The organism is Flavobacterium sp., assembly GCF_027490375.1.
GTDB lineage: Bacteria > Bacteroidota > Bacteroidia > Flavobacteriales > Flavobacteriaceae > Flavobacterium.
The window spans coordinates 22154-33153 of sequence record NZ_JAIXYH010000057.1 but is presented as its reverse complement, the minus strand read 5'-3'; the positions used below and the strand labels follow the sequence as shown (position 1 = coordinate 33153).

10 protein-coding genes are annotated in these 11000 nt (G+C 39.7%); 5 read left to right on the top strand and 5 right to left on the bottom strand.

Going from position 1 to position 11000, the window contains the following annotated elements:
• Window positions 1-408 precede the first annotated feature (408 nt).
• The 4 genes from Q0064_RS07250 to rho form a co-directional block, all read right to left on the bottom strand.
• Window positions 409-822 (bottom strand): GxxExxY protein, encoded by a 414-nt coding sequence (locus tag Q0064_RS07250; protein ID WP_298146443.1) that lies wholly within the window; start codon window positions 820-822, stop codon window positions 409-411.
• A gap of 74 nt (window positions 823-896) precedes the next feature.
• Complete coding sequence (locus Q0064_RS07245) at window positions 897-2243, bottom strand: sigma-54 dependent transcriptional regulator (protein WP_298146456.1); 1347 nt, start codon at window positions 2241-2243, stop codon at window positions 897-899.
• Window positions 2244-2322: 79 nt separating this feature from the next.
• Window positions 2323-3132 (bottom strand): M15 family metallopeptidase, encoded by an 810-nt coding sequence (locus tag Q0064_RS07240; RefSeq protein WP_298146440.1) that lies wholly within the window; start codon window positions 3130-3132, stop codon window positions 2323-2325.
• A gap of 160 nt (window positions 3133-3292) precedes the next feature.
• On the bottom strand, window positions 3293-5032 hold the full coding sequence (rho, locus tag Q0064_RS07235) for a transcription termination factor Rho (RefSeq protein ID WP_298146437.1): 1740 nt from the start codon (window positions 5030-5032) through the stop codon (window positions 3293-3295).
• A 185-nt stretch (window positions 5033-5217) separates the two neighbouring features.
• On the opposite strand from rho, the gene Q0064_RS07230 reads away from it, so the two are divergent.
• On the top strand, window positions 5218-5625 hold the full coding sequence (locus Q0064_RS07230; protein WP_094487194.1) for a DUF4293 domain-containing protein: 408 nt from the start codon (window positions 5218-5220) through the stop codon (window positions 5623-5625).
• A gap of 41 nt (window positions 5626-5666) precedes the next feature.
• On the opposite strand, the gene Q0064_RS07225 is transcribed toward Q0064_RS07230, so the two are convergent.
• Window positions 5667-6182: a metallophosphoesterase family protein gene (locus Q0064_RS07225; RefSeq protein WP_298146453.1), complete on the bottom strand. Its 516-nt coding sequence runs from the start codon at window positions 6180-6182 to the stop codon at window positions 5667-5669.
• 1092 nt (window positions 6183-7274) lie between these two features.
• Here Q0064_RS07225 and Q0064_RS07220 point away from each other — a divergent pair.
• From Q0064_RS07220 to Q0064_RS07205, 4 genes are read left to right on the top strand one after another with little or no spacing between them, the layout of a single operon-like run.
• Window positions 7275-8240 carry a Gfo/Idh/MocA family oxidoreductase gene (locus tag Q0064_RS07220; RefSeq protein ID WP_298146433.1) on the top strand — a complete coding sequence of 322 codons (966 nt, stop codon included), beginning with the start codon at window positions 7275-7277 and terminating at the stop codon, window positions 8238-8240.
• A 1-nt stretch (window position 8241) separates the two neighbouring features.
• Window positions 8242-9132: a 3-hydroxybutyryl-CoA dehydrogenase gene (locus Q0064_RS07215; RefSeq protein WP_298146430.1), complete on the top strand. Its 891-nt coding sequence runs from the start codon at window positions 8242-8244 to the stop codon at window positions 9130-9132.
• A gap of 3 nt (window positions 9133-9135) precedes the next feature.
• Window positions 9136-10350: a DUF1015 domain-containing protein gene (locus tag Q0064_RS07210; RefSeq protein ID WP_298146427.1), complete on the top strand. Its 1215-nt coding sequence runs from the start codon at window positions 9136-9138 to the stop codon at window positions 10348-10350.
• Window positions 10347-10988 carry a YggS family pyridoxal phosphate-dependent enzyme gene (locus tag Q0064_RS07205; RefSeq protein WP_298146423.1) on the top strand — a complete coding sequence of 214 codons (642 nt, stop codon included), beginning with the start codon at window positions 10347-10349 and terminating at the stop codon, window positions 10986-10988. Before Q0064_RS07210 ends, Q0064_RS07205 begins: the two co-directional genes overlap by 4 nt.
• The last annotated feature ends 12 nt before the right edge of the window (window positions 10989-11000 follow it).

The window sequence follows — 11000 nt, the reverse complement described above, 5'->3', positions numbered from 1 at the left end:
ACATAGGCACATAACTAGCTCCTTCTCGCAAAAAAACCTATGTGTCTATGTGGTGTAAAATGCTGACCACATAGGCACATAACTAGCTCCTTCTTGCAAAAAAACCTATGTGTCTATGTGGTTTAAAATGCTGACCATATAGGCACATAACTAGCTCCTTAATATAACAAAACCTTTATGTTTATGTGGTTTAAAATGCTGACCATATCGGCACATAGCTAGCTACTTCACATAAGAAAACCTATGTTTCTATGTGGTCGAGAAACTGAGCTTTTCAAGTAACTTGAAAATACTAGCTAACTATTTGGTGCAAAAACAAACCAAACAAGCGCATTACCAACCTGTTCACTTCATAAGTGAAAATTCTTCGTTACTTAATCGATTGTTCTGAAACGAAAAAAACTGAAGTTAATCGGGCAGGTTCCTGTAAAGTTCTGTTACAAACGTTTTTTGTCCTTCGCGAAATAAATTAACAACATTGAAATTAATCAAGATGCCTTTGGGAGATTTTAGTAGTTTTAGATAAGAAATAATCTGTGCTTCGTGAACGGGCAAGATTCTTTCCACTGCTTTAATTTCTACTAGAAGTGTATTTTCTATTAGAAAATCGCACCGCAAATTAGCATCTAATTCTAAACCGTTGTATGAAATGGGAACATTAAATTGCGAGGAGTAAGAAATTTTCCTCAAACGTAATTCGTGCTCTAAACATTTTTGATATACACCTTCGATAAGTCCGGGACCTAATTCGCGATGAACGTCTATCGCAGCGCCTATAAAATCGAAAGTCAATTGATCGAGGTAAGTTTTACTGTATGGCATATATAAATAATTTAGATTCTAAAAATAGGAAAATTATTTATCACTCACATAGCCTTATCTATTTAATCTGAAAGTTATTTAAGGTCGTATTCTTGGATTTTGCGATACAGCGTTGTTAGTGCAACCCCGAGTAATTCAGCAGTTTTTGTTTTGTTGCCGTTTGTGTAATTAAGAACTTTCTGAATGTGAATTTTCTCTGCGCTTGCAAGTTCAAAAGCCGACAGTGTTTTAATTTTTACAACTGCAGTTCTTGGCAATTGAAAGTCGGCTGGAAGATGCTCGATCGTAATTTGCGAATCTGCTAAAATAACGCTTCTTTCAACAACATTTTTCAATTCACGGATATTCCCTTTCCACTCATGCGCTTGTAGGGCTTGAAAATAGTTTGGATCGACCGTTATAATTCGTTTGTTTGTTTTTGCTGAGGCTTGTTCTAAAAACAGTTTGGCGAGTGCTTCAATATCGGAATTTCGTTCGCGTAAGGGTGGTAAATGAATTTGAAAAACCGAAATACGATAAAACAAATCGGAACGAAAATTACCCCTTTGAATTTCATCATTTAGATCGCGATTGGTGGCAGCGATAATGCGTACATTTACTTTCGTAGGAGTTGAATCGCCTACGCGAATAAAACTTCCTGTTTCCAAAACTCGGAGCAATTTCGCTTGTAGATCGAATGCCATTTCACCGATTTCATCCAAGAAAATTGTACCGTTATTGGCGGCTTCAAAAAGACCTTTTTGATCTTTCATCGCACCGGTGAATGCTCCAGCGCGATGACCAAACATTTCGCTTTCTAACAATTCTTTGCTAAAAGCAGAGCAATTTAAAGCCACGAAATTATGTTTGGATCGGTTACTGGCGTGGTGAATTGCTTGTGCGAAAACCTCTTTTCCAGTTCCAGTTTCTCCAGTGAGTAAAACAGTGGTATCGGTCGTTGCTACTCGCTGCGCCAAGGCTACAGCATCTTTTATTGCTTTTGATGTACCAATAACTTTATCAAACGAATGTTTATTTCCAAGTTGTTGCTCCAGATTTGCAACACGTTTCGATAAATCAACTTTCTCTAACGCACGATATAATAACGGAATTATCTTGTTGTTATCGTCTCCTTTGGTTAGATAATCGAACGCGCCATTTTTTATCGCTTGAACGCCATCGGGAATGTTTCCGTAAGCGGTGAGCAATATAACTTCAGTAGTTGGAGAACTGGTTTTAATTTCCTTCGCCAAATCAATTCCAAATGCATCGGGAAGCTTAACGTCGCATAAAACCACATCCACGTCGGTTTGTGTTAATTTGCGAAGTCCTGATTTTTTATCACTAGCTTGATGTACTTCGAAACCTTCCAAGCTAATGATTCTAGCTAGCAACCCGCGTAGCTTCTCCTCGTCGTCTATAATTAAAATTTTTCTCAAAATGCGTTATAAAAACTGAATTGCAAAGGTAAAACACTTCACTTGAGTTATTGGTATACAAACTCAACCGCTAAAAAAATTTTCAATCACAATTCGAGTTTATTGCCAAAACATAGTTTTCAACCACATGGAGTTGTTTTGCCGTTTCGGCTCCTAAAAATCCGGAGATATTCTTCTCGGTTATTTTTGTTTTATACTCTTGCAGCAGTTTACGCGCAGTTGGTAAATAACTCCAATGCCATTTTTCAACCTCATAACCGCTGGAACGACTTGCGCCTTTTTCGTTGTAAACCTGACAAAATCCGTAAGTAGCTGCATGTTTGACCAGCCATTGATATTCCTTTTTTCCTTTTTGGGTTTCGAAGTAGGAAGGTGAAACGCTATTAATATCTATGTCTGTTCCCCAGTGATGACGGGAAGTGCCAGGCATAGCGCTGTATTTCATGATGATTTTTGCGCGATGTACCGGATTTTTGACTGTAATCGCAAGATTCTTTCCAGAAACAAGCGTTTGACCGCGCCATTTCTTCTCCCAAATCTTCTTTTGATACGAGAAGTTTCGAGTGGCAGAAATTATTTTTAGGGAGATTCCATCTTGCGCTGCTTTTGCATGCATTTGTTGGAATGCGTCTAACACTTCGCGACGCAAAAACAAATCTTTTTTTGTGGAATACTGTTCAGGAATAATCGAAAAATCGGGATGTGAAGCCGGAATAAACTTTCCTAAAAGGTACTCACTACTAAACGATTGAGAACTTTGACTATAACTGCTGCCTATGATACGAGTAGCTCTTTTTTGAAAGGTCTTTTCCTTTTCTGCATAGGAGAAAAAAGCGAAATAAATAGCTGGAAGTAAGGCTAATACTGATTTTTGACTATTGAGGTTTTTCATAAAAAAGAAATCGACAACAAGCTAGTTGCATTTCAAAGGTAGTGGAAATTAGCCGGTAAACTAACTTCTATAACATGAACTTTAAACAAATGCGAATTTGACTTAAAGTACCTTTTTTGCTAAAATCTTGTTGCCGATTTTATCTCGTGAAGTTTGGTTTTTAATCGTTCATCGAAATCAAAAACTCTTCATTATTTCGGGTTTTCTTGAATCTGTCGTTAACAAAATCCATGGCCTCCACCGGGTTCATATCCGACAAATATTTACGCATTATCCACATACGTTGCAATGTTTTTTCGTCGAGTAGCATGTCATCGCGACGTGTAGATGACGACATTAGGTCAATCGCAGGGAAAATACGCTTGTTAGCAATTTTACGATCTAATTGCAATTCCATATTTCCAGTTCCTTTGAACTCTTCAAAAATCACTTCGTCCATTTTAGATCCGGTCTCGGTAAGTGCTGTGGCGATAATCGACAGTGATCCGCCGTTTTCAACGTTACGAGCAGCACCGAAAAATCGTTTTGGTTTTTGAAGCGCATTTGCGTCGACACCACCGCTAAGTACTTTACCCGAAGCAGGTTGTACCGTGTTATATGCGCGTGCTAAACGAGTAATTGAATCGAGTAAGATAACCACGTCGTGTCCGCACTCTACCAATCTTTTGGCTTTTTCAAGAACGATATTTGCAATTTTCACGTGTTCTTGCGGCTCGCGATCGAAGGTCGATGCAATAACTTCTCCGCGAACAGAGCGCTGCATATCGGTTACCTCTTCCGGACGCTCGTCGATTAGCAATACTAATAGATAAACTTCGGGGTGATTGGCTGCGATGGCATTTGCAATGTCTTTCAAAAGCATAGTTTTACCGGTTTTCGGTTGGGCGACAATCATACCACGCTGCCCTTTACCTATCGGTGCAAATAAATCGATGATTCGTGTAGAAATAGAACTTTGTTTTTCGGCTAAACGAAATTTCTCTTGAGGAAAAACGGGTGTTAAGTGCTCGAAAGCAATTCGGTCGCGAACAATTTGCGGATCGTGTCCGTTGATTTTAAGGACTTTAACTAACGGAAAGAACTTCTCTCCTTCTTTCGGCGGACGTACCACACCTTTAACCGTATCGCCTGTTTTCAGACCAAATAACCGTATTTGTGAAGTTGAAAGGTATATATCGTCTGGTGACGCCAAATAGTTGTAATCTGAAGAACGAAGAAAACCATATCCATCAGGCATCATTTCGAGAACGCCTTCAGATTCGATGATGCCATCAAATTCGTAATCGGCGTCTTTGTACGCAGGTTTCTTTTTAAAGTTTCCGTTAGGATTGTTACCATTATTCGCAGGCGAATTTTGGTTTTGGAAGTTATTTCGTTGCTCGTTCAGATTTTTTTGAAAGGGTGCAGACTTAGCTTGAACGGGGGCTGGTGTAGCTTCTTCAGCAGCATCAGTGTTTTCAGCTTTTGAAGCTGTATTTTCCGAAAACTGTTCCGCACGTTTACCAAAAGGTTTTGGCGCTCTTGGTTCAAATTTCTTTTTATTGAAATTCTTCTGGCGATCGTTATTGTTTTGGTACGAGACTGCTGGTTCGTTTACCTGACTGTCGTTGGCTTCTGAAACTGGCTTAGCGGGTTCAGCAATAGGCTGTTCAGCAGGAACTTCGTCGAAAAGCGGAACTTGCGATCCCGCAGCATTAGTATCCTTACGCTTGCGACCTCGTTTTTCGATTTTAGGTTCAACTTTTACATCTGCGGTTTTAGAATCCTGATTTTGTAAAGCAAGAATACTTTCAATTAGAGCTTCTTTTTTAACACCGTGATATTTAATTTGTTGTGAAGCTTTTGCAATTTCTTGCAACTCAGGCAGCTTCATTGCCTTTAGTTTGGAACTATCGAACATAGATTTCCGGATAAGTTTAGATAGGGAATTGTGAGTAAAAAAATGTTGATTAGAATTTTTAGAAACAAAAGACATAAAATGAAGTACTTATGCCTTTGTGCTGCAATATTACAAATTAATTTCTAGTAAATACAAGGTTTTTTTAAAAAAGAGCTTATACATTTGCAGTGTTCAGAGTAGTAAATATGTTACAGCGCATACAAACTGTTTATTTAATAATTGCCTTCTTATTGTCGGCGGTTGTATCGTTTTTATCTCCAATGTACGTTGATAATGGAAGCGATATTTTTGCATTTAGCAAAATTGAATTTAGTATGCTGTTTGGACTTTCGGCCATGCTGAGTGTGGTGAGTTTGCTGAGTTATAAGAATCGTAAGCAGCAATTTGTCCTTGGTCGTCTGAACATTTTAATTCATGTAATTTTATTAGGAGTACTTGTATATCGATTGCTAAATTTATCTGGAGGACCTTTAGGTTCTGTGAAAGGTATTGGGAGCTTCCTTCCTATTGTTTCTATCGTTTGTTTGGCGTTAGCCAACAAGGCCATCAAAAGGGATGAAGATCTTGTAAAATCTGTTGATCGAATTAGGTAAACCTGTAAACTTAGTTTATTAGTGCGAAGAAAAGTCCGGTGTTACACTGGACTTTTTTTTATGTGTCGCGCGCCCAGTTCGATTACTTCTAGATTCGTTGGTTTAGCAGCTTCAATCTCAAAACGGAGCATGGTACGAATTTGATGAAAGCCACTGATTCCGCAGGCACCGGGATTCATGTGCAAGTGCTGGTATCTCGGATCTCTCATCACTTTTAATATATGCGAATGTCCGCAAATCACCATTTTTGGTTTGTTTGTCTCAATTAAAGACCGCGTGATTTGATTGTAAGTTCCGGGATAACCACAAATGTGTCGGATAAACACACTTAAACCGTCGACTTCAAAAAAATTGTTTTCCGGAAACCGGAGTCGAGCCGACTGTCCGTCGATGTTCCCGAAAACTGCTCGAAGTTTCGCCACTTTTTCAAGTTGATCGACAACCGAAAGGTTTCCGATATCACCTGCATGCCAAACTTCGTCGGCTTTTGACGCGTATTCTAAAATACGTTCGTCGATATGTCCGTGAGTATCCGATAAAACCAGAATTTTCATAATGCTTCGGTTGCTAAAAAAAGCGGAATCCGCAGTTCAATTAATTGCTCAAAAATAAGGCAAGCAATCACTTTCGACCTATTTTAATTCAAGAAAAGTGTGTTTTTGAATTCGAATTGACGTTTTTAAAAAATATGCGGAAAACCCGTAATGGTATGTCGATTTTTTTTCAAAACTTCGCTTTGATGGGGGCGGGTGGGATGGGGAGCGATTCCCACGTACGAAAATTCCAGAAATAAATTTTACGGAAAAACCGGAAATTGGAAAATTTTTGTGATTTCGAAATTTCGAGATGAAAAAAATCTTGGAGCACAATGTTTCACAAAGTTTTTCACAATGTACACAACGCCAGCCTTCGACAAGCTGAGACAGCAGCTTTTTTACGCGCGCAGAATACACAGAAGTTCACAGAATCTGGTGGAATGTTTCGCCAGAGCGGAAAGCAGAGGACGTGTCATAATCGAAAAATCATGCCAGCCTTCGACAGGCTCAGGCACCGACGATACGTGGGTTCGGGTGGGCAAAGATGATATGTAAAGTGGTGAACGACACGAAGTCTTAATATTTAATCCTCTAATCCTAATTCTTAAAACTCCAATCTTGATACTACAAAAAAACTGCTTCGCGAACTTTGCGAGAATCTTTGCGTCCTTTGCGGTTAAGGATTCGACACGCACAAGAACCCGTTTTTTGAAGCCCGCAGAATACGTCGAAGTTCAAAGAATTTGGTGGATAGGTTGACACAGAACGTATCAAGTCGATAAAAATTATTTCTAAAGATAGAAACTAGCTTCTAAAAGACCTGTCTCGCACGGACGTCTCGATTCCGCAATAGCGATTGGCGCGGAAACCCCACAGCGACGAGGCACGATTCCGATAGCTATCGGAAGCGAGGAGTTGCAGCAAAAAGCGCGGGCGCCGCTTGCACAAATTGTTTTTGGCGCAGGATTGTTGCGGCGCATTGCCAAAAAAAAGAAAATGAAACTGCATAAAAATGAAATTATTCTTCCGTAAATGGGTGTAAAAACGCGCTTTTCTTTACGCGAATTTAAAAACACAACGGGTATAATGTTACTTTTGTAGAAAATGTGAGTTATGTTAAAAATTGGTGTCCTTGGTGCGGGTCATTTGGGTAAAATTCACCTTAAGCTTTTACAACAATCTGAAAAATACGAACTCGTTGGTTTTTACGACGAAAATCTGGAAAATGGCGCTAAAATTGCCGCTGAATTTGGCTATAAACAGTTCCATACCATAGCAACGTTGATACATGCCGTTGATGTAATCGACATTGTAACCCCTACCCTTTCGCATTACAAATGTGCCAAAGTGGCCTTGAAATCGGGCAAGCATATTTTTATTGAAAAACCGATTAGCAACACGGTTGCCGAAGCCGAAGAAATTATTGCCATTGCAGAAGAAATGAAGCTACTCGGCCAAGTGGGACACGTGGAGCGGTTTAATCCGGCTTTTCAAGCGGTTCGCGAAAAAATCAATAATCCGATGTTTATTGAAACGCATCGATTGGCCGAATTCAATCCGCGTGGAACCGATGTACCTGTTGTGCTTGACTTGATGATTCACGATATCGATGTCATTCTAAGCGTTGTGAATTCGAAAGTAAAAGCGGTGCATGCTAGTGGCGTGAGTGTAATTTCGGAAACGCCCGACATTGCGAATGCGCGATTGGAGTTTGAAAACGGTTGTGTAGCAAATTTAACTGCAAGTAGGATTTCGTTGAAAAACATGAGGAAAAGTCGGTTCTTCCAAAAAGACGCTTACATCTCGGTTGATTTTCTCGAAAAGAAATGCGAAGTAGTTAAAATGAAGGATGCGCCTGAAAATCCGGGCGATTTTGACATGATTCTCCAAAATGCGGAAGGCGTGAAAAAGCAAATTTATTTTGAGAATCCCGATGTTAAGCCGAATAACGCCATACTCGACGAGTTGGAAACTTTTGCAGATGCGATTACAAACAAAACGCGCCCGGTGGTGAGTTTGTCGGATGGAACGGAAGCATTGCGAATTGCGTATCAAATAATTGAATCATATTCTAAATAAAATGAAAAAAATTACTGTAATCGGCGCAGGAACTATGGGCAACGGAATTGCACACACCTTCGCTCAAAAAGGCTTTGCCGTAACACTTGTAGATATTTCGGAAGCTGCCTTGGAACGCGGCATGAACACCATTGCAACGAATCTGGATCGGATGGTTGCCAAAGGAAGTATTTCTGAAGCCGACAAAACTGAGACGCTTTCATATTTACAGCCATCGACCGATTTAAAAGCTGCCGCGGAAACGTCTGATTTGATTGTGGAAGCTGCAACTGAAAATCTAGATTTAAAGCTGAAGATATTTAAGCAATTGAGCGAGTTTGCCTCTGAGAATTGCATTTTGGCTACCAATACTTCGTCTATTTCGATTACGCAAATTGCTGCTGTAGTTTCGAATCCAGAACGCGTTATTGGTATGCATTTTATGAATCCGGTTCCGTTGATGAAGTTGGTTGAAATCATTAACGGCTACAATACTTCGGCTGCAACAACACAAACCATCATGTCGCTTTCCGAGCAACTTGGAAAAACACCTGTAGAAGTTAACGACTATCCTGGCTTTGTCGCTAATAGAATTTTGATGCCGATGATTAACGAATCTATCGAAACACTGTACAACGGTGTTGCAGGCGTAAGCGAAATTGATACCGTTATGAAATTGGGAATGGCGCATCCGATGGGACCACTGCAATTAGCCGATTTCATTGGATTGGACGTTTGTTTAGCTATTTTACATGTGATGTACGATGGATTCAAAAATCCGAAGTACGCTCCTTGCCCATTGCTTGTAAACATGGTTCGCGCCGGAAAACTTGGCGTTAAATCGGGAGAAGGATTTTATAATTATGCTGCTTCGAAGAAAGCCGAGGTAGTAGCAGATCAATTCAAAAAATAGTCGTTGGCACGCTTCGAACCCATAGCAGTAGCCCGACCCGGTGCCGACAAAGTGTCGTTAGTTACCTGCAAATCGTACGACGATTATTCGGCGGCCGAACTTGCAGCACAACTCGATTTTAATCCGTATTCGTTTCTTCACGTGCTAAACCCAGCATATGTAAACCAGCAGAAAATTGGTTTAGAAAAACGCTTTAAGCTTGTGGCGCAGAAATACGCGGATTTTAAAGCTGATGGTACTTTAATAGCCGATCCGGAATCTGCATTTTATTTGTATCGAATTGAATCGAAACACGGCACATTCCAAGGAATTGTAGGTGGTTGCTCTGTCGAAGATTATCGTTCAGGAGTCATCAAACAACATGAAGACACCTTGCAATACCGCGTCGAATTATTTAAAGATTATTTGCATCAAACGCGATTTAATACCGAACCCGTTTTAATTGCGTATGAACAAAGTGCAGCATTTAGCGAAAAACTGGAACAAATTAGTAGTAGTGAACCAATTTACCGATTTTCTACACCACAGAAAGATACACATACGCTTTGGAAAATTGCGCAAGCCGAAGTTGTAGCTGAAATTCAACATTACTTCGCTAAGCAAAATAAACTCTACATCGCCGACGGTCACCACCGTTCTGCCTCTGCCGATTTACTCGAAAAGCAGTATGCCAACGAGCAGCCGGCCTCTTCCCTATTCTTATCTTTTTTAATTGCCGAACAAGACATTAAAATATTTGAATACAATAGGATCATTCGTGATTTAGCAGGCTTATCTGAAGAAGATTTTCTGCGAGAAATCGAAAAACACTTCTGGGTTACCCATAAAGGAAAAGAACTGTACAAACCGGAACAGAAATATCATTTTGGAATGTACTTCAAACAGTCGTTTTACAAATTGCAGTTCAAAAATCCGTTTGACCTTCAAACCATTGAAGAAAAGTTAGACGCACATATTTTGTACCGTTATGTACTCAATCCGATATTGAAAATTAGCGACTTACGAAACGACGAACGAATTGATTATATTCCTGGAAAACAATCGATTACAACAATAAAAGAAGTTATTGACGAAGGTGAATATGAAGTGGGATTTTTGTTGTATCCGTCTTCCATCACAGAAATCAAAGAATTAGCTGATCATAACTTTATCATGCCGCCTAAAAGCACGTATTTTGAACCTAAATTCAGAAGCGGATTAATTATTTACGAATTATGACAACTGTACGTGAGAACTTACTGAAAATCAAAGAAAATTTACCTGAATCGGTAACACTTGTGGCTGTTTCAAAAACAAAGCCCAATTCTTTGATTTTAGAAGCGTACGAAGCCGGACAACGTATTTTTGGAGAAAATAAAGTTCAAGAACTGACACAAAAGGCGCAAGAGCTTCCGAAAGATATCGAGTGGCACATGATCGGACATTTACAGCGGAATAAAGTGAAACAACTTTTGCCGCACGTTGCCCTGATTCACGGTGTTGATTCGTTGCGATTATATTTGGAAATTGAAAAAGAAACGAGCAAATTAGGACGCGAGATTGCCATTTTGCTTCAAGTGTATATTGCAGGTGAAGAAACGAAATTTGGTTTAGACGAAGCTGAACTGGAAGAAATTCTAAACCTTCCGAAAAGCAACTTCGTTCGCATTCGCGGATTAATGGGAATGGCTTCGTTTACTGAAAATCGTGAAATCATCAGTGCGGAATTTAACCGACTGAACCAATTATATCAGAAATATGCGCTCGTGCACAATTTTGACGTATTGTCTATGGGTATGTCGGGTGATTATCCGATCGCAATTGAAAACGACAGCACCATGATTCGTGTCGGCAGTGCTATTTTTGGAACCCGATAAAAGTTTGAGAAT

Bases quoted from the DNA above. Each gene is read 5' to 3' on its own strand.
- Q0064_RS07250 (WP_298146443.1), bottom strand. From the start codon at position 822: ATGCCATACAGTAAAACTTACCTCGATCAATTGACTTTCGATTTTATA.
- Q0064_RS07240 (WP_298146440.1), bottom strand. From the start codon at position 3,132: ATGAAAAACCTCAATAGTCAAAAATCAGTATTAGCCTTACTTCCAGCT.
- rho (WP_298146437.1), bottom strand. From the start codon at position 5,032: ATGTTCGATAGTTCCAAACTAAAGGCAATGAAGCTGCCTGAGTTGCAA.
- Q0064_RS07230 (WP_094487194.1), top strand. From the start codon at position 5,218: ATGTTACAGCGCATACAAACTGTTTATTTAATAATTGCCTTCTTATTG.
- Q0064_RS07220 (WP_298146433.1), top strand. From the start codon at position 7,275: ATGTTAAAAATTGGTGTCCTTGGTGCGGGTCATTTGGGTAAAATTCAC.
- Q0064_RS07215 (WP_298146430.1), top strand. From the start codon at position 8,242: ATGAAAAAAATTACTGTAATCGGCGCAGGAACTATGGGCAACGGAATT.
- Q0064_RS07205 (WP_298146423.1), top strand. From the start codon at position 10,347: ATGACAACTGTACGTGAGAACTTACTGAAAATCAAAGAAAATTTACCT.